The sequence below is a fragment of the Erwinia magellanica genome (assembly GCF_039023495.1).
Lineage (GTDB): Bacteria > Pseudomonadota > Gammaproteobacteria > Enterobacterales > Enterobacteriaceae > Erwinia.
Map to the genome: position 1 here is coordinate 412,464 of NZ_JBCHVC010000003.1, position 25,482 is coordinate 437,945.

Consider the following 25,482-nt stretch of genomic DNA (forward strand, 5'->3'; position numbering starts at 1 on the left):
CAGACACGCATGTTACGCCTGATTCTTACTGTTTTATTGGGCTGGGTCCTTCTCCAGCCAGCCTGGGGTGCCAGTGCACCCGACGCCGCCCCTGTCAGGCAACAGCTTGACGAGGCGAAGTCGGATAAAAATATGCCGAATCAGGCGGACGTCGTGGATGCGCTGCAAACGGCGCTGAACTGGCTGGACGAAAGAGATAAATCGCTCGCCGCTTCAGAGGAGTATCAGCAGGTCATTGACGGCTTCCCCAAACTCTCCCGCGAGCTTCGTCAGCAGATCGTCGCGCTGACGGACAGCCCTAAAACCCTCAGCACCACCATCACGGCACCCGAACTGGATCAGGAGATCCTTCAGGTCAGCAGCCAGCTGCTGGAAGAGGGTCGCCAGGCGCAGCAGGAGCAGGACCGCGCCCGTGAAATCAGCGACTCTCTGGCCCAGCTTCCCCAGCAGCAGACGGAAGCGCGTCGGGCGCTGAACGAGATTGAACGCCGCCTACAGGGGCAGCCTTCGGGTACCACGCCGCTGGCGCAGGCTCAGCTTATCGCCCGTCAGGCGGAATCCGCCGCGCAAAAAGCCAAAGTGGATGAGCTGGAGCTGGCTCAGCTTTCGGCCAACAATCGCCAGGAGCTGGCCAGAATGCGGAGCGAGCTGCATCAGCGCAAAGCTGCCCAGCTCGATACCTATCTACAGGATCTCCGTAACCAGCTCAACAACCGCCGTCAGCGCGAAGCGGAAATTGCGCTGGAGCGCACCGAACAGCTGGCAGAAAACAGCGGCGAGCTGCCGAAAAACATCAGTAAACAGTTCCGCGTCAACCGCGAGCTTTCCAATGACCTGAATCAGCAGGCGCAGCGCATGGACCTTGTGGCTTCCCAGCAGCGTACTGCCACCAACCAGACCATTCAGGTTCGTCAGGCGCTGAGCACCATTCGCGAACAGTCGCAGTGGCTGGGGGTCTCTAACGTGCTGGGCGAAGCCCTGCGCGCGCAGGTTGCCCGCCTGCCTGAGATGCCCAAACCCCAGCAGCTTGATATTGAAATGGGTGAGCTGCGGGTACAGCGGCTGCGCTATGAAGATCTTCTTGAGCAGCAGCAACAGCTGCGCAAGCTAAAGCAGGATGATGGCAGCCCGCTCACCAACGATCAAAAACGTATTCTTGATGCGCAAATCAAGACCCAGCGTGAGCTGATAAACTCTTTGCTTTCCGGCTGTGACAACCTGATCCTGGAGGTTACCAAGCTGAAGGTAGCCAATGGGCAGCTGGAAGATGCGCTCCACGAAGTTAAAGAGGCCACGCACCGCTATCTGTTCTGGACGGCGGACGTAAATGCGTTAAGCCTGAACTTCCCGCTGGATCTGGCACGCGATCTGAAAAGCCTGCTTTCTCTGGATACTCTTGGTCAGATGGGCGGCGCGCTGGTTATGATGTTTACCAGCCGTGAAACCGTGATCCCAATTCTTGGCGCCGTGTTGATGGTGGGCTTCAGCCTTAGCTCCCGCCGTCATTACCGCGATTTTATGGCTCGCTCGGCCAGCAAAGTGGGCAAAGTCACCCAGGATCGCTTTGGTCTGACAATGCGTACTGTGTTCTGGTCCATCCTGGTTGCCCTGCCCCTGCCAGTGCTCTGGATGGCGTTGGGCTACGGGCTGCAACACGCCTGGCCCTACCCTATCGCCGTTGCTATTGGCGATGGCGTCACGGCAACGGTGCCGCTGCTGTGGGCATTTATGATTAGCGCCTCTTTTGCCCGCTCTCAGGGGCTGTTCATTGTGCATTTCCGCTGGCCTCAGGCGCGGGTTGCCCGCGCGATGCGTTTTTACACGCTTTGTGTCGGGCTGGTTGTGCCGCTGATTATGTTATTGATCAGCTTTGATAATCTGGACGACAGACAGTTCTCCTCCACGCTGGGCAGGCTCTGCTTTATTCTGATCTGCGGCGCGCTGAGCCTGGTGACGATCAGCCTGAAACGGGCAGGCATTCCGCTCTATCTCGACAAAGAGGGCAACGGCGAAAACCTGATCAATACGCTGCTGTGGAACCTGATGATCTGTATCCCCCTGATAGCTGCGCTGGCTTCCTGCATTGGTTATCTGGCGACGGCACAGGCGCTGCTGGCCAGGCTGGAAACCTCTGTGGCTATCTGGTTCCTGCTGCTGGTGATCTACCACATTATTCGTCGCTGGATGCTTATTCAGCGCAGACGTATCGCCTTTGATCGTGCCCGTAACCGACGAGCTGATATCCTGGCGCAAAGGGCAAAAGGGGAAGAGGAGGCCGTGACTTCTCAGACCAACTCCGACACGCTGGAAGTGGAAGAGCCAGTGATTGACCTTGACGCTATCAGCGCGCAGTCGCTGCGGCTGGTGCGCTCGATTCTGACGCTGATCGCCCTGATCTCGGTTATCGTGCTCTGGTCAGAAATCCATTCGGCGTTTGGTTTCCTGGAAAACATCCGGCTCTGGGATGCCAGCACCACCGTGCAGGGTGTTGAGAGCCTGCAACCGGTCACGCTGGGGTCGGTACTGATTGCGGTTCTGGTGCTGATCATCACCACGCAGCTGGTGAGAAACATGCCCGCGCTGCTGGAGCTGGCGCTGCTGCAACACTTAAGCCTGACGCCGGGCACCGGTTACGCCATCACTACTCTGACCAAATATGTGCTGATTTTTGTCGGCGGGCTGGTGGGCTTCTCGATGATTGGCGTGGACTGGTCGAAGCTGCAATGGCTGGTCGCGGCGTTGGGTGTGGGATTAGGGTTTGGTTTGCAGGAGATCTTCGCCAACTTTATCTCTGGTCTGATCATTCTGTTTGAGAAGCCGATACGCATTGGCGATACCGTCACCATTCGCGATTTAACCGGCAGCATCACCAAAATCAACACCCGCGCCACCACCATCACCGACTGGGACCGCAAAGAGATTATCGTGCCGAACAAGGCCTTTATCACCGAGCAGTTTATCAACTGGTCACTCTCGGACTCGGTTACCCGTGTGGTTCTCACCATTCCTGCGGCTGCGGAAGCCAACAGTGAAGAGGTCACCAACGTGCTGCTGACCGCCGCGCAGCGCTGCCAGTACGTGCTGGACACGCCGCCAGCAGAAGTTTATCTGGTCGATCTACAGCAGGGCATACAGCTGTTTGAGCTGCGTATTCATGCCGCTGAAATGGGTCACCGTATGCCGTTACGCCATGAACTGCATCAGCTGATCCTTCGCGGTTATCAGGAGCATGGGCTGGAGATGCCGTTCCCACCGTTCCAGGTGCGAATGGAAACAATTGGCCGCAAGACGCCTGCGCAAAACGGCGCGCCCGCAGCAAGAACTTACAGGTCGGGTGGGTTGTAAAGCGGGCTGAGGCCGTATGAGAGGTCAGAAAAGGGAGGCGGTGGAGAACCGCCTCCTGCGGTCGGTCAGCAGCGATCGACGGAGAAAGCGATCACTTCACTCAGCGTTTCTGCTTTAAGTGCCAGCATCACAATACGATCCACACCTAACGCCACGCCGGAACAGTCCGGCATGCCGTGTGCCAGCGCAGCCAGCAGATGAGTATCAATGGGGTGCTGCGGCAGACCGCGCGCGGCACGCTTCCGGTTATCCTGCTCGAACCGCTGGCGCTGTTCACGACTGTCGGTCAGCTCGCGGAAGCCATTTGCCAGCTCAATTCCCCTGAAGTAAACCTCAAAACGCTCCGCAACGCGGTGATCCTCAGTACTGATCTCCGCAAGAGCCGCCTGGCTTGCCGGGAAATGATAAACAAAGGCCGGTTTATCTTTACCGATCTGCGGCTCCACGCCCATCATAAACAGCAGTTGCAGCAGCGTGTCGCGGTCTTCTTCACGGCGCGCCAGATCGCCTACGCCCAGCTTTTCAGCGACTTCACGCAGCTGCGTTTTGTCTGCTGAGAGCGGGTCGATCTCCAGGTGGCGGAGAAAAGCCTGCTGGTAAGAGAGCGTTTCTGCGGGCGCGCACTCCAACACCTGCTGTAACAGATCGTCCACCTCGTTCATCAGCCGGTACATATCGTAGTGCGGGCGGTACCATTCGAGCATAGTAAATTCAGGATTATGGTGGCGCCCTGCTTCCTCGTTACGGAAGCTGCGGCAAAGCTGAAAGATCGGGCCGCTTCCCGCCGCCAGCAGACGCTTCATATGGTATTCCGGGCTGGTCATCAGATAGAGATCCAGCCCCTGCGCCGCGCCTGGCCCGACGAAACGGGTCTGGAAAGGAAACAGATGAACATCGGTCACCGTAGCCTGGCTCATAGCGGGGGTCTCTACTTCTAATACCCCACGATCGGCAAAAAATCGCCGAATTTCCGCCATAATCGCCGCACGCTTCAACAAATTGGCAATGGGTGCGCTCGGCAGCCAGCTGGCCGTATCGCTCATCGTTTTTACTCCTCATCAGACAGGGTGAAGCAGTCTACCTGTACCGGCAGGAACACACAAATCTGCGCGGAGAAATTCCCTTGGGGCGGTAAACAGTCTGACCAACAGCGCGTAAAAACCCTGACGCCGCTCCCGTTTTTTCTGTTTATTTCGCAACCAAATACCGGAACATATCAAGTTTAGCGGTGATGGACAGTTTTATACTGATGTCCCTGGAAAAAATAAGGGCTTATCCTTTTTTCCACTCTGACAGTCTGACAGGGAGAACACCGTGCACACTTGTACTGCCGATCTGGTCATTGTCGGCGCTGGCGGGGCGGGCCTGCGCGCCGCCATTGCCGCTGCCGAAGCGAACCCCACCCTCTCTATTGCGCTGGTTTCCAAAGTCTATCCCATGCGCAGCCACACGGTTGCCGCTGAAGGCGGCTCTGCCGCCGTTACTCAGGCCCATGACAGTTTCGACCTGCATTTTCAGGACACTGTTGCAGGCGGTGACTGGCTGTGCGAGCAGGATGTGGTCGACTATTTTGTTGAACACTGCCCGCGTGAGATGACGCAGCTTGAACTGTGGGGCTGCCCCTGGAGCCGCAAGGAGGATGGTTCGATTAACGTTCGCCGCTTTGGCGGCATGAAGATTGAGCGTACCTGGTTTGCTGCGGATAAAACAGGCTTTCATATGCTGCATACGCTCTATCAAACCTCGCTGAAATATCCGCAAATCCAGCGTTTCGACGAGCATTTCGTGCTCGATTTACTGGTTGATGAAGGCGAAGCGCGCGGTCTGGTGGCGATGAATATGATGGAAGGCACGCTGATGCAGATCCATGCTGCGGCGGTAGTGCTGGCCACCGGCGGCGCTGCCAGAGTCTATCGCTATAACACCAACGGCGGCATTGTCACCGGCGACGGCATGGGAATGGCGCTGCGTCATGGCGTGCCGCTGCGTGACATGGAGTTTGTGCAGTACCATCCCACCGGGCTTCCCGGATCGGGGATCCTGATGACCGAAGGCTGCCGGGGCGAAGGCGGCATTATGGTCAACAGGCACGGTTATCGCTACCTACAGGATTATGGCATGGGGCCGGAAACCCCACTGGGCCAGCCGAAAAATAAATATATGGAGCTGGGTCCGCGCGACAAAGTTTCTCAGGCTTTCTGGCATGAATGGCAGAAAGGCAACACCATCGCTACGCCGCGCGGAGACGTGGTTCATCTTGATCTGCGTCACCTTGGCGAGAAGAAGCTGCATGAACGGCTGCCCTTTATCTGTGAACTGAGCAAGGCCTACATCGGCGTGGATCCGGCTCAGGCCCCTGTTCCCGTCAGACCTACCGCGCATTACACCATGGGAGGCATAGAAACCAATACCCAGTGTGAAACGCGCATTTCCGGGCTGTTCGCCGTGGGTGAATGCTCGTCCGTGGGGCTGCATGGCGCCAACCGGCTGGGTTCCAACTCGCTGGCTGAGCTGGCTGTTTTTGGCCGCTTAGCCGGGGAAAATGCCGCCGCGCATGCCCTGCAACATCCGGCTAAATCCAACAGCGTGGTAGAGGCTCAGGCAAGGGATTGCGAAAGCCGCTTAAAAGGTCTGGTCAATCAGCAGGGTAAGGAGAGCTGGTCTGCTCTGCGCGATGAGATGGGCCTGGCAATGGAAGAAGGATGCGGCATTTACCGTACGCCTGAGCTGATGCAGAAAACCATCGATAAACTGGCCGAGCTACAGGAACGATTCAGACAGGTGCATATCAGCGATACCAGCAGCGTTTACAACACCCAACTGCTTTACAGCATCGAACTTGGTCATGGCCTTAACGTAGCGGAATGCATGGCGCACTCGGCTATGCAGCGCAAAGAGTCCAGAGGGGCGCACCAGCGTCTGGATGAAGGTTGTACCACGCGTAATGATGAGCAGTTCCTTAAACATTCGCTGAGCTACTACACCCCCGCAGGCGCGCCCGTTATTGCCTGGGATAAGGTGAACATCACCCGCCTGCCGCCTGCACAACGCCTGTATGGCGCAGAGGCGGAAAACAAGGAGGCTACTCATGGCTGAACTCACCCGCTGTAGAATCGATATTCAGCGCTACGATCCGGAAACCGATCTGCTGCCGCGCAATGAAATTTTCGAGGTTCCCTGGGATGACCAGACCTCATTGCTGGACGCGCTGGGTTATATCAAAGATAACCTGGCTTTCGATCTCTCCTGGCGCTGGTCATGCAGAATGGCGATATGCGGCTCCTGCGGCATGATGGTGAACGGTGTACCCAAGCTGGCGTGCAAAACTTTTCTGCGCCACTACCCGCAAGGAATAAAAGTTGCGCCGCTGGCCCATTTTCCCGTTGAACGGGATCTGATTGTGGATATGAGCCGCTTTATCGAAAGCCTGGAAGCGATCAAACCGTGGATTATTGGTAATCCGCGTGAGGCGGCAAAAGGCCCTAACCGGCAAACACCCTCGCAGATGGCAAAATATCACCAGTTTTCCGGCTGTATCAACTGCGGCCTCTGCTATGCCGCCTGCCCACAGTTTGGTTTAAATCCCGAGTTCATTGGGCCAGCCGCTATTACCCTGGCGCACCGTTATAACCTCGATAATCGGGATAAAGGCCGGGCGCAGCGTATGCCGCTGCTCAACGGCGATAACGGCGTCTGGCCCTGTACCTTTGTGGGTTACTGTTCAGAAGTGTGCCCCAAACATGTCGACCCGGCTGCCGCTATTCAGCAGAGCAAAGTGGAAAGCACCAAAGACTTTATGATTGCCACCCTCAGACCGCAATAAGGAGCCGCATGATGACCACCAAGAGGAAACCTTATCATCAACCAATTGCCGCTAACTGGTGGCTAAAGCTGGGCTTTTACCGCTTTTATATGCTGCGTGAAGCCACGGCCATTCCTGCCGTCTGGTTCAGTCTGGAGCTGCTTTACGGGCTTTTTGCGCTGAAAAAGGGTGAGCAGAGCTGGCTGGCCTTTGTTGCTCTGTTGCAGCACCCGGTAATGCTGGTGATAAACATGCTGGTGCTGGCTGCCGCCCTGCTGCACAGCAAAACCTGGTTCGACCTGGCTCCCAAAGCGCAGATCCTTGTGCTGGGCGGGAAAAAAGTGTCGCCCGGTCCGATTGTAAAAGGACTCTGGGCGGTAATGATTCTGGTCAGCCTGATCCTGCTGACCTGGGTAGTGATACAGGAGCAGTAATGAAAAAGCTGACAACACGTTCAGATGAGCCGATTTTCTGGAGTCTGTTTGGGGCAGGCGGCATGTGGGCTGCAATTGTCTCGCCAGTCATGGTTTTGCTGGCAGGCATCCTTTTGCCGCTGGGTATTGGCACCGAAAGCGGGCTGAGCTACGAGCGCCTGCTGCATGCGGCACAGTCTTTACCGGGGCGTCTCTTTCTTTTCCTGGTGATTGTGCTGCCGCTCTGGTGTGGCCTGCACCGACTTCATCACGGTATGCATGACCTCAACCTGCACGTTCCTGCCGGGAAATGGGTATTTTATGGGCTTGCAGCGATCCTCTCCGTGGTCACCGCCCTGGGTGTGATTACGCTGTAAATCTCAGGCGGTATACCGCCGCCTGCTAAAAACCTTCTATACTCAAGCTATTCATACATAAAGGAATAGCTTATGTCTCTGTGGAAATTTCTGGCGGCGGGCACGGGTGCCCTGCTCTCGGTAGCCTGTAGCACCACGCCGCCCAAAGGCGTAACGCCGATCGAAGGATTTAACGCTGACCTCTATCTGGGAAGCTGGTATGAAATTGCCAGGCTGAATCATCCCTTTGAGCGGGGTCTGGATCACGTCACTGCCACCTACAGCAAACGGGATGATGGCGGCTTAAAAGTGGTGAACCGCGGCTATAACACCAAAAAACAGCGTTGGCAGGAGAGCGAGGGGAAAGCCTATTTTACCGGACAGCCGAGCCGGGCCGCGCTGAAGGTTTCGTTCTTCGGCCCGTTTTACGGTGGCTATAACGTCATTGCACTGGACAGCGCCTATCAGCATGCGCTGATTTGCGGGCCTAACAGAGATTATTTATGGATCCTCTCCCGCACGCCGCAGATTAGCGACCAGGTTAAAACATCTCTGCTGGAGAAAGCACGAACGGATGGGTTTGCTGTAGATAAGCTGATTTGGGTGAAGCAGACGCACTAACGAATGAGGCCGGTGCAGCGCACCGGCACCCAGGATTACTGAGCGGTTCGCTGAATCGCCTGCCCACCGGCAGAGACATCTTCACCCACGCCACGCGTAGTATTACAGGCTGTGAGCACTGAAGAGAGCACCAGAACAGAAAGAATCGAAATAATACTTTTCTTTAACATGGGAATGTCCTTTTAAGGTGAAGTAAAGTACTGCAATCAAAGCATAGCCGTAATTCAGCCACTTGCGCTTGATGGGAGCAATAAAAAGGACATTTTAGGAAACGAAGAGATTATTTGGCCGCGTGTGAGATGGCGCCACCCAGGTGCTGGACGTCCTCACCAAAACCGTGGAAGGTATTACAGGCGCTGAGCGCGCTGGTCATTAACAGTGTGACAACAAGGCGTTTTATCCACTTCATCATCTGAATCGGCTCACTTCATTAAAGAAAAGGGCCTGAAAACAGGCCCACTTCCCGGCGGTTATTTTACGCGAGAAACGTATTCACCTGAACGGGTATCCACACGAATAACTTCACCAATCTGCACAAACAGAGGCACTTTCACCACGGCACCGGTAGAGAGCGTAGCGGGCTTGCCGCCGGTTCCTGCGGTATCGCCTTTCAGGCCAGGATCGGTATCAGTGATTTCCAGCTCGACGAAGTTAGGTGGCAGCACCTGGATCGGCTTGCCGTTCCACAGCGTCACGATACATTCAGCATTATCCAGCAGCCATTTAGCCGCATCGCCAACGGTCTTCTCTTCAACAGGATGCTGTTCGAAGGTTTCCGGGTGCATGAAGTGGTAGAACTCACCGTCGTTATACAGGTAGTTCAGGTTGGTATCTACTACGTCTGCGCCTTCGGCGGAGTCGGTAGATTTGAACGTTTTCTCAACGCGGCTGCCGGTCAGCAGGCGACGCATTTTCACGCGAGCAAAAGCCTGGCCTTTGCCTGGTTTAACGAACTCGCTCGATTCGATAGCGTAAGGTTCGCCTTCGAACATGATTTTAAGACCGGGACGGAAATCGTTGCTAGAATAAGTCGCCATAAAGGCCCTCTACAATTTAACACTGGTACTTAGCCAAAAAAATGGCACACATTGTAACCCTAAATACCCCTTCGCGAGAAGAATGGTTGCATCAACTTGCAGATGTAATCACCGACCCTGCTGAATTACTGCAACTGCTAGGCCTCGATTCGCACCCGGAGCTGACGGCGGGCAATGCTGCACGCCGTCTGTTTGCCCTGCGCGTCCCGCGAGCCTTTGCGTCCAGAATGCAAAAAGGCAATCCACAAGATCCGCTCCTGCTACAGGTCATTACCGCCAGCCAGGAGTTTATTGATGCTCCGGGTTACAGTACCGATCCGCTCGATGAGCAGACCAGCGTGGTGCCGGGTTTATTACATAAATATCGTAATCGTGCGCTGTTGCTGGTCAAAGGCGGCTGTGCGGTTAACTGCCGCTACTGTTTCCGCCGCCATTTTCCCTATTCTGATAACCAGGGAAACAAGCGCAACTGGCAGCAAGCCCTGGAGTATATCCGAGAGCAGCCAGAACTGGATGAGATTATTTTCTCCGGTGGCGATCCCCTGATGGCAAAAGATGCGGAACTGGCGTGGCTGATTGACGAACTGGAGCAGATCCCCCACCTGAAACGTCTGCGCATCCACAGTCGTTTACCGGTAGTGATCCCAGGCCGCATCACGCGTGCTCTCTGCCAGCGGCTGGCACAGTCGCGATTGCAGGTGCTGCTGGTGACCCATATCAACCACGCGCAGGAAATGGATGATGAGCTGCGCGCTGCGCTGCATCAGCTGAAGCAGGCGGGCGTAACCCTGCTTAACCAGAGCGTTCTGCTGCGTAATATCAATGATAACGCCGTCACGCTGGCAGAGCTGAGTAATGCGCTGTTTGATGCCGGTGTGCTGCCCTATTACCTGCACGTGCTGGATAAAGTCCAGGGTGCGGCGCACTTTTACGTCTCTGACGACGAGGCCAGGGCCATCATGCGCGATCTGCTGGGCCGGGTCTCGGGCTATCTGGTGCCAAAACTGGCCAGGGAGATTGGTGGCGAGCCAAGTAAAACGCCGCTGGATTTACAGCTCAGACAAGTTTAATACCCGGCCTGAAAAACAACAGGGGAGGATCATCGATCCTCCCCTGTTCACTTTTAAGCATTCTGGCTATGTTGCCTGGCGCTTATCCGGTGCCATTAAGGGCACTTATAGACCTGGCCGCTCATCTTGCTGTCCAGCGGGGCAAAGCTTGACCAGATATTTTGCGTTGGGCTGGTGGCGCCATAAATCACGTTGCCGCCCATCTCTGCCGCACGGTTGCGCAGATCGTTAGCGGCGCCACGCAGCGAGCTGCTTTCGCCGCCGCCTGCACCGCTAAACCAGTTACTCTGTTCGCCGGTCAGGTTGCCCAGCATCTGACACTCTTTTGCTGGTTGCTGGTCAGTGAAGGTGACGCGTTGACCCGCAGGACTCAACTTGTTAGAAGTACTGCTACAGCCTGCCAGCAGCACGGCTGCCAGAGAAAATCCCAGCAAGACGTTAGTCCGCATTTTAATCCCCATTATTATCATCAGAGTCAGTTCTGAGCGTACCGGAATTTGAGCACTTTGGGTAAGCTTCCGTTGCCCAAAAACAGATAAATCATTGTTCGGGTTACTTCTTGCGCCATAACTTTACTATTTTCCCCCCAAAAAGAAAAACCCCCGTTTAAAAAACGGGGGTTTATCAGCGAGCTGAACCTTTTGTCTGCGACGCCAGGTTCTTTTGCCGGGAGGCGGGGATTACATCATGCCGCCCATGCCGCCCATACCACCCATGCCGCCGCCAGCACCTAAATCAGGCGCGTCGCCTTTAGGCAGGTCGGTCACCATGCATTCGGTGGTGATCATCAGACCCGCTACAGAGGCCGCGTACTGCAAAGCAGAACGGGTCACTTTGGTTGGGTCCAGGATACCGAAGTCGATCATGTCGCCGTACTCTTCGGTCTGAGCGTTATAACCGTAGTTACCTTCGCCCGCTTTCACGTTGTTGGTTACTACAGAAGGTTCTTCACCGGCGTTAGAAACGATCTGACGCAGTGGAGATTCCATCGCGCGCAGTGCCACTTTGATACCCACGTTCTGGTCTTCATTCTGGCCACGCAGTTCGCCCAGTTTAGAAGCAACGCGTACCAGCGCCACACCACCACCAGCAACCACGCCCTCTTCTACTGCCGCACGGGTTGCGTGCAGAGCATCTTCAACGCGAGCTTTCTTCTCTTTCATTTCTACTTCAGTCGCTGCGCCCACTTTCAGTACGGCAACGCCGCCTGCCAGTTTAGCCACACGCTCCTGGAGTTTTTCACGGTCGTAATCAGAAGTTGCTTCTTCAATCTGCTGGCGAATCTGAGAAACGCGGCCAGAGATAGTAGCTTCTTCACCAACGCCATCGATGATGATGGTGGTGTCTTTGTTGATCACAACGCGTTTTGCCTGACCCAGATCTTCCAGCGTCGCTTTTTCCAGCTCCATACCGATCTCTTCAGAGATTACGGTACCGCCAGTCAGCACAGCGATATCCTGCAACATTGCTTTACGACGGTCGCCAAAGCCTGGTGCTTTAACAGCAGCCACTTTCACGATACCGCGCATGGTGTTCACTACCAGGGTAGCCAATGCTTCGCCTTCAACATCTTCAGCAACGATCAGCAGCGGTTTGCCTGCTTTCGCTACAGCTTCCAGAACGGGCAGCATTTCGCGGATGTTGGAGATTTTTTTGTCAGCCAGCAGGATGAACGGGGTTTCCAGTTCTACTGCGCCGGTTTCTGGCTTGTTGATGAAGTACGGGGAGAGGTAACCACGGTCGAACTGCATACCTTCAACCACGTCCAGCTCGTCCTGCAAGCCGGTGCCTTCTTCAACGGTGATGACGCCTTCTTTACCCACTTTCTCCATTGCCTGGGCGATCAGTTTGCCCACAGTTTCATCGGAGTTAGCGGAGATGGTGCCGACCTGAGCAATAGCTTTGGAATCGGAGCAAGGTACAGAGAGGTTTTTCAGTTCTTCAACCGCCGCGATAACGGCCTGGTCGATACCGCGCTTCAGATCCATCGGGTTCATGCCCGCAGCGACGGCTTTCAGGCCTTCGGTGATGATGGATTGAGCCAGCACGGTTGCGGTGGTGGTACCGTCGCCCGCTGCGTCGTTCGCTTTAGAGGCAACTTCTTTCACCATCTGCGCGCCCATGTTCTCGAACTTGTCTTCCAGTTCAATTTCACGTGCTACGGAAACACCATCTTTAGTGATGGTCGGTGCACCAAAAGATTTATCCAGCACTACGTTACGGCCTTTAGGACCCAGGGTAACTTTAACTGCATCTGCCAGTACGTTAACGCCACGCAGCATTTTTACACGTGCGTCATTACCGAATTTTACGTCTTTAGCTGCCATCTTAAATATCCCTTAAATTCGTTTCGTTCAATGAGTTACGCGAAATTACGCTTCAACAATTGCCAGAATGTCGCTTTCAGAAATGATCAGCACTTCCTGGTTGTCAATTTTCTCAGTTTTCGCACCGTAGCCTTCGCTGAAAATGACCACATCGCCCACTTTCACATCCAGCGGTTTAACTTCACCGCTTTCCAGGATACGGCCATTGCCAACAGCCAGCACTTCGCCACGGGTAGATTTGCCAGCTGCGGAGCCGGTCAGCACGATGCCACCAGCTGATTTGGATTCCACTTCTTTACGCTTGACGATAACACGGTCGTGCAATGGACGAATTTTCATTGATAACTCTCCTTTGAGAAGTCCAATCAGGTTTTTTGGGATGAACGCAGGGCTTCACTGCCCCGCCTCGTGACGGAAGAGATAGGGACGCAAGGCATCGCTTTCAAGGGGAAAAAAATAAAAATTTTGCTTCTGCGGCGCTTTTGCTCAGAAAATGCGCAATACCCTGCCGTAAAAAGCAAAAGGCGGGAAATCTCCCGCCTTGCGTTTCGTTACCGGCGATCTTCAGGATCGTCATGTTCAATCAGTTTGCTCTCTTTACGCTCATACTCACCGTCAACGGTGAAGCCGCTGTCGGGGCCTGCGCCTGTACCGCGCCAGACCTTGAGATGGGGCATCAGTTTCAGCGTCAGATGCTTCTGTACCGGCGGCAATAACAGCAATAAGCCGAGGAAATCGGTAAAGAAGCCGGGCAGCAGCAGCAGGAAGCCCGCCAGGATCAGCGAAACGCTTTTGATCATCTCCGCCGCGGGGCTTTCTCCCACCGCCAGTTTCTGCTGCATCAGCATGAAGTTTTTCATCCCCTGGTTCTTCACCAGCGAGATACCAATGAGCGAGCTGAACACCACCAGCAGTAGCGTCAGCAATACGCCCATGACGTGGGCAACCTGGATGAAAATCGTAATCTCGATCCAGGCGAGAAGAAATAGGACTAAAAACGGTAACCAGCGCACCGCACACTCCTGTCAGTCAGGGCCGTCTCGCCAAAACGCGACGGCAAAAAAGGGATCGTTAACGATCGTATCTTTCAGAGATGGGCTTGCCCACTCCTGTTTTCAACCGCAACCAGAGAATTTCATGCCGGATGAGTATTTGTGATCCAGATCACATCAGATCGGACACGTTTGAAAATAAACGCTCTTTAAGTGATCTCTCTTCAGGCTTTTTGCTACTAACAGAATATGATCGTGCTCCGTCAGTCGCAAATGGATAACATGTTCGCCGAGATGCAGCAGTACCAACGATCACATTGATTGTGACCACTCATGCCCCCTGAGTTCCGCCTGTAGAAGGCGCCCGGCAAGGGAAAGGGCATTAACAAGAAGGTTCCCATGACTAATAACATTCGTATCGAAGAAGACCTGTTAGGTATGCGTGAAGTTCCGGCAGATGCTTACTACGGTGTTCATACTCTGCGTGCGATTGAAAATTTCTACATCAGTAACAGCAAAATCAGCGACATTCCTGAATTTGTGCGCGGCATGGTAATGGTCAAAAAAGCGGCGGCCATGGCCAATAAAGAGCTACAGACTATCCCGCGCAACGTCGCTAACGCGATTATTCAGGCCTGCGATGAGGTGCTGAACAACGGTAAGTGTATGGATCAGTTCCCGATTGACGTCTATCAGGGCGGCGCGGGGACGTCGGTTAACATGAACACCAACGAAGTGCTGGCCAACATCGGGCTGGAGCTGATGGGGCATCAGAAAGGGGAGTATCAGTTCCTCAATCCCAACGACCACGTTAACAAGTGCCAGTCAACCAACGATGCTTACCCAACCGGTTTTCGTATTGCAGTCTACACCTCAATTTTAAAGTTACTGGATGCTATCGGGCAGCTGAGCGAAGGGTTCCAGCGCAAGGCTGTGGAATTTGAGTCCATCCTGAAAATGGGTCGTACCCAGTTGCAGGATGCCGTTCCCATGACGTTAGGCCAGGAGTTCCATGCCTATAACGTGCTGCTGAATGAAGAGATTAAAAACCTGCTGCGCACTGGCGAACTGCTGCTGGAAGTTAACCTGGGCGCAACGGCCATTGGCACACGCCTGAACACGCCTGACGGTTATCAGGCGCTGGCGGTGCAGAAGCTGGCGGAAGTCAGCAACCTGCCCTGCGTTCCGGCAGAAGATTTGATTGAAGCAACCTCTGACTGCGGCGCTTATGTCATGGTGCACAGCGCCCTGAAACGCCTGGCGGTGAAGCTTTCTAAAATCTGTAACGATCTGCGCCTGCTCTCTTCCGGCCCGCGTGCGGGACTGAACGAGATCAACCTGCCGGAGCTACAGGCTGGCTCCTCAATCATGCCAGCCAAGGTCAACCCGGTGGTGCCAGAAGTGGTAAACCAGGTCTGTTTCAAGGTCATCGGTAACGATATGACGGTAACCATGGCCTCTGAAGCGGGCCAGTTGCAGCTGAATGTTATGGAGCCGGTTATTGGCCAGGCGCTGTTTGAATCTGTTCATATCCTGACCAACGCCTGCTCAAACTTGCTGGAAAAATGCGTGAACGGCATCACCGCTAACAAAGCCGTTTGTGAAGCCTACGTGTTTAACTCCATCGGCATTGTGACCTACCTGAATCCTTATATTGGCCACCATAACGGCGATATCGTCGGCAAAATTTGCGCCGAAACGGGCAAAAGCGTACGGGAGGTGGTGCTGGAGCGCGGCTTGCTGACCGAGGCGGAGCTGGATGATATTTTCTCAACGCAAAACCTGATGTTCCCGGTTTACAAAGCAAAACGCTATACCGATGAAAATGAACAATAAAGGTCCAGCCAGTTAGGCCTTAAAGGCACGCCAGTTGCAAAACGGCGTGCCTTTTTTTATGACACCCTACAAATCATTAACGGTTAGTTATCATTTTTGACCAAGGAGAGCAGTATGTTAATACCAGAGCTGATTGTCGTGCTGATGGCGATCTATCTTGGGGCGCGGTTGGGCGGCATTGGCATTGGCTTCGCCGGAGGATTGGGCGTCCTGATCCTGACGCTGGGCTTCCAGCTCAAACCGGGCGCCATCCCCTTTGATGTTATTGAGATCATCATGGCGGTTATCGCCGCTATTGCAGCAATGCAGGTCGCGGGCGGCATGGATTATCTGGTCAGTCTGGCCGAGCGCCTGTTAAGAAAGCATCCGCGGCATATTACTCTTCTTGCTCCGCTGGTTACCTGGACGATGACCCTGCTGGCTGGAACGGGCCACACGGCCTTTTCTACCCTGCCGGTGATTGCGGAAGTGGCCAAGGAGCAGGGCGTTCGCCCTTCCCGTCCGTTATCTATCGCCGTAGTTGCTTCTCAGATCGCTATCACCGCCTCACCCATCTCTGCCGCCGTGGTGTTTCTGGCCGGCATTCTGGAACCCAGGGGCGTCAGCTATCTGGCCCTGCTTGCCGTATCGATCCCCTCAACCCTGATCGCCATTTTGCTCGCTGCGCTGGTCACTAATTTCCTGGGCAAGGAGCTGAAAGATGATGCGATTTATCAGCAACGGCTGGCAAAAGGAGAAACGGTATTAAGGGGAGCGGGCCTGTTTGAGGCGAAACCTGGCGCCAGACTTTCCGTGCTGCTGTTCCTGCTGGGGATTGTGGCTGTGGTGCTCTATGCCACCGCCATCAGCGATGCGGTGGGCCTGATAGCAAATCCGGTTCTGCCCCGTAACGAGGCCATCGTGGTCTTTATGCTGACGGTTGCCGCACTTATTTGCTTCACCTGTAAAGTGGATACGGCCAGGATCCTCTCGGCCAGCACCTTTAAATCGGGCATGAGCGCCTGTATCTGCGTAATGGGCGTGGCGTGGCTGGGCGATACCTTCGTCAAGGCCCACATCGGTGAAATCCAGCAGGTGGCGGGTGAACTGCTTAATGACTATCCGTGGATGCTGGCGGTGATCCTGTTTTTTGCCTCCACGCTGCTCTATTCCCAGGCCGCTACCACCAAAGCGCTGATGCCTGCGGCGCTGCTGCTGGGCGTGTCGCCGCTTACCGCTGTCGCCTCCTTTGCAGCCGTTTCAGCGCTGTTTGTACTGCCAACCTATCCTACTCTGCTGGCTGCCGTGGAGATGGATGACACCGGCTCAACGCGTATTGGCCGGTTTGTTTTTAACCATTCGTTTATCGTGCCTGGCATCATCGCCATTGCACTCTCGGTGCTGTTTGGCTTCCTGTTTGGAAGCCTGATTTTGTAACAGCCCGCCAGGCCTGAGGATGAGAAAGATACCGCAAGGCCTGGTTACGTCCTGACAAACCTCCCCACGCGCCGTCATGATATAGTCTGCTTCTTAGTCAGGATTGCCCTGTGCGCTCAACCTGAGCCAGGAGAGGCACCTGCCCGATTTACTGCAACATGGAACCTGTAATGGCTAAGCGCTTTACCCACCTGCTGTTCATTCTGTTTATTTCACTGCTCAGCACGAGCGCTTCTGCGTCACTGTTCGGACAAAACCGCACGCAGTTCGTTACGGTTGACCAGGCCTTCGCGTTCGACTTCACTCAGCAGGCGAACAAACTGACGTTAAGCTGGCAGGTCAAACCGGGTTATTACCTCTATCGTCAGCAAATTAAAATCACCGCTCAGGGTGCCCAACTGGCCAGATGGTCGCTCCCGGCGGGTAAACCGCATGAGGATGAGTTCTACGGCAAAACGGAAATTTATCCCGACAGCCTGACACTGCCGCTCACGCTGCAACAGGCCGGACAAGGTGCCACCGTTACCGTAACCTGGCAGGGTTGCGCTGCGGCAGGATTTTGCTATCCGCCGGAAACCCGTTCGGTTCCGCTGAACGCCGTAAGCGCTTCGCAAAACAGTGACGCACCGCGCAGCACATTGAACAGCGAGCCAGAAGCCGCCATCGCTTCACAAAACAGCGACACATCAGCCGCAGCGTTACACATACAGTCCTCTGCCGCTGAAAGCCTGCCGTTTTCACCGCTGTGGGCATTGCTGATTGGCATCGGTGTAGCCTTCACGCCGTGCGTTCTGCCAATGTACCCTTTGATTTCAGGCATCATCCTGGGAGGGAACCGGAAATATGCTCTCCCCCGCCTGTTTGCGCTGGCGATGGTATATGTTCAGGGTATGGCGCTGACTTATACGGTAATGGGCGTAATTGTTGCCGCTGCGGGCCTGCGCTTTCAGGCCGCTCTACAGGCACCGGCAATTCTGATCGGCCTTTCCCTCGTTTTTATTCTGCTGGCGCTGTCGATGTTTGGTCTGTTTACGCTGCAACTTCCCTCCGCTTTGCAGACGCGGCTCACCTTGTGGAGCAATCGTCAGCAAGGGGGTTCGCTGCCTGGCGTATTCCTGATGGGCGCGCTGGCGGGCCTGATTTGTTCGCCCTGCACTACCGCGCCGCTTAGCGCCATTCTTCTTTATATCGCCCAGAGTGGAAATATGCTGGCTGGCGCAGGGACGCTTTATCTCTATGCACTGGGAATGGGCCTGCCGCTGATCGTGGTCACGCTGTTTGGTAACCGTCTGCTGCCGAAAAGCGGTGCCTGGATGCAAACGGTCAAGGAGGGTTTTGGTTTTGTGATCCTCGCGCTGCCGGTGTTCCTGCTGGAGAGAGTGACAGGTGAGGTCTGGGGGTTACGTCTCTGGAGCCTGCTGGGCGTAGGCTTCTTCGGCTGGGCGTTCCTCAGCCTGCAATCCAAAAACGGCTGGCTGCGTCTGGGGCAAATTTTGATGCTGGCGGCTGCGCTGGTAGCAGCTCGCCCCCTGCAAGACTGGGTATTTGATGCTCCGCCGCAAACGGCTACCACCCTGGCGTTTGGGCGAATAACAAATACTGCACAGCTTAATCAGGCGCTCCAGAACAGCCAGAACCGCATCACCATGCTCGATCTCTATGCGGAGTGGTGCGTAGCCTGCAAAGAGTTTGAAAAACAGACCTTCAGCCAGCCTCAGGTTCAGCAGGCGCTTGGCCATACTCAGCTGCTTCAGGCCGATGTCACCGCCAATAATGCGCAGCAGCGCGCGCTGTTAAAAGAGTTGCAGGTGCTGGGGCTGCCGACCATTCTTTTCTTTGATGCCAACGGCAAAGAGATCCCCCAGTCACGCGTGACGGGCTTTATGGATGCGGCGGCGTTTGTGCAGCATTTGCAGAAACTGCCGCAGTAAACGACACTACACTGTGATTTCCCGGCCCGTGGCCCGGAAAAGGCATTGATGAGGAGAGTCACTTGCAACGTGAACAGGTTCTCGAGCATGCACTGAATATACTCGAGCAAAATGGCCTGGCGGCCTCTACCTCCTTTGCCATGATGGCGGACGGGGTAAACTGTCAGGAAGAAGATCTGCAACGCTACTGGCCAGACCGTGAAGCGCTGCTGTACGACGCGCTGCGCTACCACAGCCAGCAAATTGATCTCTGGCGGCGCAAGCTTATGCTGGATGAGACGCTGAATGCAGAACAGAAGCTGCTGGCTCGCTATCAGGTGCTGGAAGAGGCGGTGAAAAATAACCGTTATCCCGGCTGTCTGTTTATTGCTGCCTGTAGCTTCTACCCCCAGCCCGATCACCCTATCCATCAGGTGGCCGATCTGCAAAAGCGCGCCTCATGGCAATATACGCACGATCTGCTGTCGCAGCTTGGCACTGACAACCCAACCCTGGTCGCCCATCAAATGGAGCTGATTCTGGAAGGTTGCCTGAGCCGCCTGTTGGTGAAGCGCAACGTGCAGGAAGTGGTGACCGCCCGCACGCTGGCGGAAGATGTGTTGAGCTTCGCGCTTTGCAGGAAAAATGGCGCATTAACCTGAGTAAGATTCACACTTTCTGTCTGAAAAGCAGCCAGTCAGCGCCTCTTTAGCAGATTTTTGTGACAAAGCCGTTGACGCAAGACGGCCTTTACGGTTTAATGCGCCCCGTTGCCCGGATAGCTCAGTCGGTAGAGCAGGGGATTGAAAATCCCCGTGTCCTTGGTTCGATTCCGAGTCCGGGCACCATATTCAGAAAAACCAGCCTGCGGGCTGGTTTTTTGCTTTCTGGCGTTCCTGACATTCCCTTTCCCCTTTTTTTCTGCATCTCCCCTCTGCTCCGCGCTGATAATTCCTTAACTTAAAATAAATTTCCTGCCAGATCGTTGCCTGGCAAGCCCTGCCGCTGCGCCCGCAAAAAAAAGCCGCAGCCGGGCTTGATCGATCCCTGAAAATGATAATACTGTATTTATATACAGTCATTTCACGAGCTACTAACATGAATCTTCTCCAGCTTGCCGAGGTGCGGGATACCCTCTCTCTCCCGCTTTTTCTGGCCCGCGTACCCTGCGGTTCACCTTTCTGTGCAGAGGATGACGTCGGGCAGCCGATGGACCTGAATAACCTGCTGATCCAGCACCCCGACGCCACCTATTTTATCAAGGTGAGCGGCGAATCGATGAAGGATGCCGGCATCAACGACGGTGATTTACTGGTGGTGGATAACTCGTTGACGGCCGGTCACGGCGACATTGTGGTCGCAGCCATCGACGGCGAGTTCACGGTAAAAAAATTGCATCTGCGGCCGGTGGTTCAACTGGTGGCGATGAACGAAGCCTGGCCACCGATTGTGCTGGCCGGGGAGGAGAAGCTGGATATTTTTGGTGTGGTTACCTTCACCATTAAAGCGATGGAATAAAAGAGGAATAATGCATGAAGGATCGTATCAGACAGTATGTCACCGGTGAGGTTTTGTCTTCTCACGCCGCCCGTTTCCGCTCGCCTGCCAGGCGGGAAGTAAAGTTTCTGTTCAGTAAATTACAGGATTTGGTGCCGACCAATCACGACTGCTATCTCACCGCCTGTAACGGCAGTTTCTGTATTATTGACCGTTATCGTCCAGCCGTAGCTGGCAGCCGCGTGCTGATAGAGCTGAACGGTAAAGGTGACTGGGCGAAAGTCCGGCTGAACCCGCCTCAAATGGTCACTGACGATGGGGAGATTATTCAGGGTGAACAACTGGATGAGGTAACGGTAATTGGCGTGGCGATCCGTGAAGTGGTCTCAACCTATCTGCACCCCCGGCCCGTTCTGTAACCGCAACCTGCCCCGCCGGGCTGGCTCTGATGCGCACGGAAATCCCTGTTTTACACATTCCGGCGCGGTAGAATCCTGACTCATGCCCACCAGACCGCCGCTACACAAACAGCGGCGGCTGGGAGAACCAGGAGCAGTTTTGATGGTAAAGGATCCGGAAATCATTTCCCGGCTGGAGCAGGTGCTGGGGAAAGAGCAGGTGCTGACCAGTGAGGACAGCAAAGCGTATTACACCAAAGGGTATCGGGTAGGCAGCGGTAAGGCGCTGGCTGTGGCTGTTCCACAGACGCTGATGCAGCTCTGGCAGGTTCTGGAAGCGTGCATCGCCTGCGATAAAATTATCCTTATGCAGGCGGCCAATACCGGCGTCACCGGCGGGTCAACGCCGGATGGCGCGGAGTATGACCGTGATGTCATTATTGTCAGCACCCGCCGCCTGAAAGGGGTGCAGATTATTGACGAGGCGCGTCAGGTCATTGCTTTCCCTGGCAGCACCTTAACCGAACTGGAAAAGGCTCTGCTTCCCCACGGCAAAGAACCCCACTCCGTTATCGGCTCATCCTGCATTGGTGCTTCCGTTATCGGCGGCGTATGTAATAACTCGGGCGGTTCGCTTATCCGTCGTGGCCCCGCTTTTACCGAGAAATCGCTGTTTGCCCGCATTAATGCAGACGGTTCCCTGCAACTCGTCAACCATCTCGGCATTGAACTGGGCAGCACGCCGGAAGAGATGATTGCGAATCTGGAGTCCCACCACTACAGCACCGGTACGGCAGCAGACTGGCAGGGAAAAATCTGGGCGGATGATTATGCCGGGATCCTGCGGGACGTTGAAGCTGATACTCCAACCCGCTACAACGGTAACGTTCAGTATTTGCATGACAGCTCAGGCAGCGCCGGTAAGGTCGCAGTGTTTGCCGTGCGCCTCTCCACCTTTGATGCCAGCGAGAAAACCCGCACCTTCTATATCGGCACCAACGATGAGGCGGAGCTGGTTGCTCTACGCCGTACGCTGCTGACCGGGCTGACAGAATTACCCCTCCAGGCGGAGTATATTCATCGCGATGCCTTTGATTTAACCCTGCGTTACGCCAAACATATGTGCTGGGCAATCAGCCGTTTTGGCCCCGAAGCCTTGCCTGGGCTGATGGCAAACAAAGCCAAATGGGATATTCGGGTAAAAAACCTGAAGATCCTTCCGCATAATTTCGTCGACAAAGTGTTGCAGTTTGCTAACAACGTGACGCCAAAAGGGGTCGCGCCGCGCATTCTGGCCTGGCGGGATAAGTTTGAGCATCATCTGATGATCAAGGCTGAAGCCCGTCATGCCGATGAGTTACAGCAGCAGCTGGAGCAGTTCTTCAGCGGCAGATCTGGCCGCTATTTTGCCTGTGATGAACGTGAAGAGCGAGATGCTTTCCTGCTCCGTTTTGGCGTGGGCGGCTGCACTATCTCATATTGTGATTATAAAGGAATCAACGCCGACCAGCGGCTGGTTGCTTTTGACGTGGCGCTGCGTCGCAATGATACGGAATGGCGGATAAAATTGCCGCAGGCGCTGCGGGATCAGGTGCAGGAGGAGTCCTGCTGCGGGCATTTCTTCTGCTTCGTCAATCATCAGGACTACATTCTGAAGCCTGGGGTGGATGCCGTAGCGTTCAAACATGCCGTGCTGGACTATCTCGATCGGCGCGGCGCGAAGTATCCGGCAGAACACAACGTTGGGCATCTCTACCATGCCTCGTGTGAGTATGAGTCGCACATGCGTCAGCTGGATCCGACCAACAGCTGCAATCCTGGCATCGGCAAAACCAGCAGGAAGAAGTTCTGGCAATAAACGCAGAATGAATAGATTGCAGGAGAAGAGAAGAGCGCGGAGGGCTGAGCCTCCGCGCTAACAGGCATTACTTCGCGTAAGCCTCGGTAGAGATAGTCAGCTTCACATCATCGCCGACGGCCGGAACATATTTATCCAGCTTAAAGTCTGAACGCTTAAAGGTGGTAGTGGCATCAAATCCTACCGCCTGCTTCTTCACCATCGGGTGCATGCCCTGCTTATTCAGCACCGCATGCAGGATAACCGGTTTGGTAATATCTTTAATGGTCAGGTCGCCATAAACATCCATTTTGTTTTTCCCTTTACTGACAACTTTTGTGCTTTTAAAGGTTGCCGTCGGGTACTTGCTCACGTCGAAATAGTCTGCGCCTTTAAATTCCGTGGTCAGCGCATCAACGTGGGTATTAATGGTTTCAACCGGGATGGAAACCTCCACTTTCGATGCAGAGACGTTGCTGGCATCAAAATCAATATTACCGGTGATATTGGAAAGATCCGCCGTTGGATGCGAGAAACCGAAGTGGTTCCAGGCTACCACAACCGAGGTGTGGCCTGAGTCCATTGCATAGCTCTCTACCGCCGCGGCAGAAAACTGGGAATAGAAAGCGGCGGTAACTAATAACGGTACGGTAATTTTTTTCATTACTGACATCAGACTTGCCTTTATTTTCTCGAAGTGTGGTTCCGATAGTGCAAGATTATTCCCGCTGCCGATAGTGAAGATATTTGACCGGGTTGGTCAAAAAGATTAGACGACAGGCAGGCGTTATTTCTCCCACAGCCGGTTTCTGCCGTCCTGATTCGTGCTTATTTGCCGGTCAGCGATTCTGTTTCAGCTTTGGTTTGCAGCAAGGCGGGCAATAAAGTGGGCAAATGCTCTTCAAAAAGTCGGGCGGGTGAAGCAAGGGAAAGTGCATCGCGCTTGTTATCCGCAGCGTCAGGGCCACCGCCCCCTGTACGCCCACCAGATGCTCTTTAAGATCGGTCGCTACCCCTTTTTTCCGCCTCTCGTGAAGAGGGATTGGCTGGCGGCCCGATCAGCAGAGGTATTGGCCGTTCTTACCCTGCCCTTACCAGGCGTGGTGATAATTGGCGCGAGAGCCGCTAAAGCTCCTGTCAGCGGAGCTTTATCGGCGCTCTGCCTGTTACGGGGAGAGAAACGTTATGGCGCTCGCAGATAAACCTGCAACAGGCAGAACGGGAGAGCCAGGCCCTCCCGTAACGGCTTAGCCTTGCACGAAAGCTTTTACCACTTCCTGCCAGGGCGTGGTTGGGCGCCCAATCAGTTTGCTGAGCGTATGGCTCTCATCAAACAGCGCACCTTTGGCCGCATTAGCATCGGAGTCAGCCAGCATCTCTGCCAGCCCGGCCGGCAGACCGGCGCCTTTCAGCGCATCTGCAAACGCTTCCTGAGAGAGATTGATGTACTGAACCGCTTTGCCGCTTTGCCTGGCAATCTCTGCGGTGAAGTCCGCCAGCGTATAGGCTGAATCCCCCGCCAGTTCGTAAATCTTGCCTGCCGCATCGCTGCTGGTAAGCACTGCGGCGGCAGCTTCCGCGTAATCCTGACGGCTGGCAGAGGCTATTTTCCCCTCTGCTGCGGCCCCAATAAAGGCGCTGTGGGTAAGCGCAGGCGCAATGCTGGCGGCATAGTTTTCGGTGTACCAACCGTTACGCAGAATGGCGAATGGGATGCCGGAAGCGATCAGGGCCTGCTCGGTGCTGCGGTGCTCACCACCCAGCCCCATGGGCGTGGTATCCGCATGCAGCAGGCTGGTATAGGCCAGCAGCGAAACGCCTGCCTCCTTAGCTGCGGTAATCACCGCCAGGTGCTGTGCCTCACGGGCACCCACCTCGTTCGAGGAGATTAACAGCACTTTATCCACGCCGCTGAAGACACTGAGTAAGCTTTCAGTATCGCTATAGTCCGCTTTACGGACCTGCACTCCCAGAGCGGCAAGGTCAGAAGCTTTCTCAGGTGAACGTACGGCGGCAATGATCTCAGCCGCAGGGACTCTCTTCAGTAAAGCCTCAATCACTAAACGGCCCAGTTGGCCCGTTGCACCGGTTACAGCAATCATGTTGATCTCCTTATTTGTCTTTCAGATGCGTTAACAGCCTTTATGCGGCTAAATCGCTTTCACCCCACCACCCTATGTCATACACTAATTAAAAGTAAGTACTTACAGGAATGTTAGTGTGATAAAAGATCAAAATATCCCCTGCACTTCGCTCAGTGAAAAGTTTCGCCGTGGCGAACTGTTTGATGCCAACTGCCCCTCCAGAGAGGTGCTTAAGCGTCTGACCAGCCGCTGGAGCCTGCTGATTCTGGTCGCGCTGGAAAATGACACCTTAAGATTTAGCGAGCTTAAGAGAAAAATTGGTGGCATCAGCGAAAGGATGCTGGCGCAAACCCTGCGTTTTATGGAAGAGGATGGTTTTGTCGAGCGCATCGCTTATGACGTGATCCCGCCGCACGTAGAGTACCGGTTGACGCCAATGGGCCAGGAAGTGCGCGGCCAGGTGGTCGGGCTGGCAGACTGGGTTGAAATGAATTTGCAGCAGATTATGATGCATCGCCAGCACTTTTCCGGCGAGTGATCC

At 54.8% G+C, this 25,482-nt stretch carries 26 protein-coding genes and 1 tRNA gene; 16 read left to right on the forward strand and 11 right to left on the reverse strand.

Features of this window, described 5'->3' with window-relative positions; genetic code table 11:
• The first annotated feature begins 9 nt into the window (after positions 1-9).
• Positions 10-3,345: a miniconductance mechanosensitive channel MscM gene (gene mscM / locus AAH450_RS13670; RefSeq protein WP_342910702.1), complete on the forward strand. Its 3,336-nt coding sequence runs from the start codon at positions 10-12 to the stop codon at positions 3,343-3,345.
• Positions 3,346-3,410: 65 nt separating this feature from the next.
• On the opposite strand, the gene epmA is transcribed toward mscM, so the two are convergent.
• Positions 3,411-4,388: an elongation factor P--(R)-beta-lysine ligase gene (gene epmA / locus AAH450_RS13675; RefSeq protein ID WP_342910703.1), complete on the reverse strand. Its 978-nt coding sequence runs from the start codon at positions 4,386-4,388 to the stop codon at positions 3,411-3,413.
• A 271-nt stretch (positions 4,389-4,659) separates the two neighbouring features.
• On the opposite strand from epmA, the gene frdA reads away from it, so the two are divergent.
• The 5 genes from frdA (at position 4,660) to AAH450_RS13700 (ending at position 8,537) form a co-directional block, all read left to right on the forward strand.
• The gene (gene frdA / locus AAH450_RS13680) at positions 4,660-6,441 is read left to right on the forward strand and encodes a fumarate reductase (quinol) flavoprotein subunit (protein ID WP_318788542.1); all 1,782 of its coding nucleotides are present in this window, start codon (positions 4,660-4,662) and stop codon (positions 6,439-6,441) included.
• Positions 6,434-7,168, forward strand: coding sequence for a succinate dehydrogenase/fumarate reductase iron-sulfur subunit (locus tag AAH450_RS13685; protein ID WP_342910704.1), 735 nt, complete (start codon positions 6,434-6,436; stop codon positions 7,166-7,168). The genes frdA and AAH450_RS13685 overlap by 8 nt, the downstream gene beginning before the upstream one ends.
• Positions 7,169-7,179: 11 nt before the next feature.
• Positions 7,180-7,581: a fumarate reductase subunit FrdC gene (gene frdC, locus AAH450_RS13690; protein WP_342910836.1), complete on the forward strand. Its 402-nt coding sequence runs from the start codon at positions 7,180-7,182 to the stop codon at positions 7,579-7,581.
• A complete protein-coding gene (gene frdD / locus AAH450_RS13695; RefSeq protein ID WP_342910705.1) occupies positions 7,581-7,937 on the forward strand; it encodes a fumarate reductase subunit FrdD in 357 nt (118 codons plus the stop codon). The genes frdC and frdD overlap by 1 nt, the downstream gene beginning before the upstream one ends.
• Before the next feature lie 72 nt (positions 7,938-8,009).
• Positions 8,010-8,537 (forward strand): lipocalin family protein, encoded by a 528-nt coding sequence (locus AAH450_RS13700; protein ID WP_342910706.1) that lies wholly within the window; start codon positions 8,010-8,012, stop codon positions 8,535-8,537.
• A 35-nt stretch (positions 8,538-8,572) separates the two neighbouring features.
• Here AAH450_RS13700 and AAH450_RS13705 read toward each other — a convergent pair whose 3' ends face one another.
• The 3 genes from AAH450_RS13705 to efp all read right to left on the reverse strand — a co-directional run bounded on the left by AAH450_RS13705 (position 8,573) and on the right by efp (position 9,574).
• Positions 8,573-8,707, reverse strand: a complete 135-nt coding sequence (locus AAH450_RS13705; RefSeq protein ID WP_318788537.1) for an entericidin A/B family lipoprotein — start codon at positions 8,705-8,707, stop codon at positions 8,573-8,575.
• A gap of 110 nt (positions 8,708-8,817) precedes the next feature.
• Positions 8,818-8,949, reverse strand: coding sequence for an entericidin A/B family lipoprotein (locus AAH450_RS13710; protein ID WP_306208433.1), 132 nt, complete (start codon positions 8,947-8,949; stop codon positions 8,818-8,820).
• 58 nt (positions 8,950-9,007) lie between these two features.
• Complete coding sequence (gene efp, locus AAH450_RS13715; RefSeq protein ID WP_034891518.1) at positions 9,008-9,574, reverse strand: elongation factor P; 567 nt, start codon at positions 9,572-9,574, stop codon at positions 9,008-9,010.
• A gap of 41 nt (positions 9,575-9,615) precedes the next feature.
• Between efp and epmB the strand changes: the two genes are divergently transcribed.
• Positions 9,616-10,644 (forward strand): EF-P beta-lysylation protein EpmB, encoded by a 1,029-nt coding sequence (gene epmB, locus AAH450_RS13720; RefSeq protein ID WP_342910707.1) that lies wholly within the window; start codon positions 9,616-9,618, stop codon positions 10,642-10,644.
• A gap of 95 nt (positions 10,645-10,739) precedes the next feature.
• Here epmB and AAH450_RS13725 read toward each other — a convergent pair whose 3' ends face one another.
• From AAH450_RS13725 to AAH450_RS13740, 4 genes are all read right to left on the reverse strand, one after another.
• A complete protein-coding gene (locus AAH450_RS13725) occupies positions 10,740-11,093 on the reverse strand; it encodes a DUF4156 domain-containing protein (protein WP_318788535.1) in 354 nt (117 codons plus the stop codon).
• Between the two features lie 231 nt (positions 11,094-11,324).
• The gene (gene groL, locus AAH450_RS13730; RefSeq protein WP_318788534.1) at positions 11,325-12,971 is read right to left on the reverse strand and encodes a chaperonin GroEL; all 1,647 of its coding nucleotides are present in this window, start codon (positions 12,969-12,971) and stop codon (positions 11,325-11,327) included.
• A gap of 45 nt (positions 12,972-13,016) precedes the next feature.
• Positions 13,017-13,310, reverse strand: a complete 294-nt coding sequence (locus AAH450_RS13735; RefSeq protein ID WP_034891529.1) for a co-chaperone GroES — start codon at positions 13,308-13,310, stop codon at positions 13,017-13,019.
• A gap of 212 nt (positions 13,311-13,522) precedes the next feature.
• Positions 13,523-13,984 carry an FxsA family protein gene (locus tag AAH450_RS13740; RefSeq protein ID WP_342910708.1) on the reverse strand — a complete coding sequence of 154 codons (462 nt, stop codon included), beginning with the start codon at positions 13,982-13,984 and terminating at the stop codon, positions 13,523-13,525.
• A 378-nt stretch (positions 13,985-14,362) separates the two neighbouring features.
• Here AAH450_RS13740 and aspA point away from each other — a divergent pair, with 378 nt between their 5' ends.
• From aspA to AAH450_RS13765, 5 genes are all read left to right on the forward strand, one after another.
• A complete protein-coding gene (gene aspA / locus AAH450_RS13745) occupies positions 14,363-15,799 on the forward strand; it encodes an aspartate ammonia-lyase (protein ID WP_318788532.1) in 1,437 nt (478 codons plus the stop codon).
• A gap of 114 nt (positions 15,800-15,913) precedes the next feature.
• Positions 15,914-17,215, forward strand: a complete 1,302-nt coding sequence (locus AAH450_RS13750; protein WP_342910709.1) for an anaerobic C4-dicarboxylate transporter — start codon at positions 15,914-15,916, stop codon at positions 17,213-17,215.
• Between the two features lie 170 nt (positions 17,216-17,385).
• Positions 17,386-19,146: a protein-disulfide reductase DsbD gene (locus tag AAH450_RS13755; RefSeq protein WP_342910710.1), complete on the forward strand. Its 1,761-nt coding sequence runs from the start codon at positions 17,386-17,388 to the stop codon at positions 19,144-19,146.
• A 62-nt stretch (positions 19,147-19,208) separates the two neighbouring features.
• Entirely contained in the window at positions 19,209-19,787 is a 579-nt protein-coding gene (locus tag AAH450_RS13760; protein ID WP_306208451.1) for a transcriptional regulator, read from the forward strand.
• A gap of 110 nt (positions 19,788-19,897) precedes the next feature.
• Positions 19,898-19,973: transfer RNA gene (locus AAH450_RS13765), tRNA-Phe, on the forward strand.
• Positions 19,974-19,976: 3 nt separating this feature from the next.
• Here the strand turns inward: AAH450_RS13765 and AAH450_RS13770 are convergent.
• The gene (locus tag AAH450_RS13770) at positions 19,977-20,225 is read right to left on the reverse strand and encodes a hypothetical protein (RefSeq protein WP_342910711.1); all 249 of its coding nucleotides are present in this window, start codon (positions 20,223-20,225) and stop codon (positions 19,977-19,979) included.
• Here AAH450_RS13770 and umuD point away from each other — a divergent pair.
• The 3 genes from umuD to dld all read left to right on the forward strand — a co-directional run bounded on the left by umuD (position 20,224) and on the right by dld (position 22,878).
• Positions 20,224-20,643 carry a translesion error-prone DNA polymerase V autoproteolytic subunit gene (umuD, locus tag AAH450_RS13775; protein WP_342910712.1) on the forward strand — a complete coding sequence of 140 codons (420 nt, stop codon included), beginning with the start codon at positions 20,224-20,226 and terminating at the stop codon, positions 20,641-20,643. The genes AAH450_RS13770 and umuD overlap by 2 nt on opposite strands.
• A gap of 14 nt (positions 20,644-20,657) precedes the next feature.
• Positions 20,658-21,041, forward strand: coding sequence for a hypothetical protein (locus tag AAH450_RS13780; RefSeq protein WP_342910713.1), 384 nt, complete (start codon positions 20,658-20,660; stop codon positions 21,039-21,041).
• A gap of 142 nt (positions 21,042-21,183) precedes the next feature.
• The gene (dld, locus tag AAH450_RS13785; protein ID WP_342910714.1) at positions 21,184-22,878 is read left to right on the forward strand and encodes a D-lactate dehydrogenase; all 1,695 of its coding nucleotides are present in this window, start codon (positions 21,184-21,186) and stop codon (positions 22,876-22,878) included.
• Between the two features lie 67 nt (positions 22,879-22,945).
• Here dld and AAH450_RS13790 read toward each other — a convergent pair whose 3' ends face one another.
• Together AAH450_RS13790 and AAH450_RS13795 are read right to left on the reverse strand one after the other, a co-directional pair.
• A complete protein-coding gene (locus tag AAH450_RS13790) occupies positions 22,946-23,530 on the reverse strand; it encodes a YceI family protein (protein ID WP_342910715.1) in 585 nt (194 codons plus the stop codon).
• Between the two features lie 574 nt (positions 23,531-24,104).
• Positions 24,105-24,959 (reverse strand): SDR family oxidoreductase, encoded by an 855-nt coding sequence (locus AAH450_RS13795; protein WP_342910716.1) that lies wholly within the window; start codon positions 24,957-24,959, stop codon positions 24,105-24,107.
• A 118-nt stretch (positions 24,960-25,077) separates the two neighbouring features.
• Here AAH450_RS13795 and AAH450_RS13800 point away from each other — a divergent pair, with 118 nt between their 5' ends.
• The gene (locus AAH450_RS13800) at positions 25,078-25,479 is read left to right on the forward strand and encodes a winged helix-turn-helix transcriptional regulator (RefSeq protein WP_342910717.1); all 402 of its coding nucleotides are present in this window, start codon (positions 25,078-25,080) and stop codon (positions 25,477-25,479) included.
• The last annotated feature ends 3 nt before the right edge of the window (positions 25,480-25,482 follow it).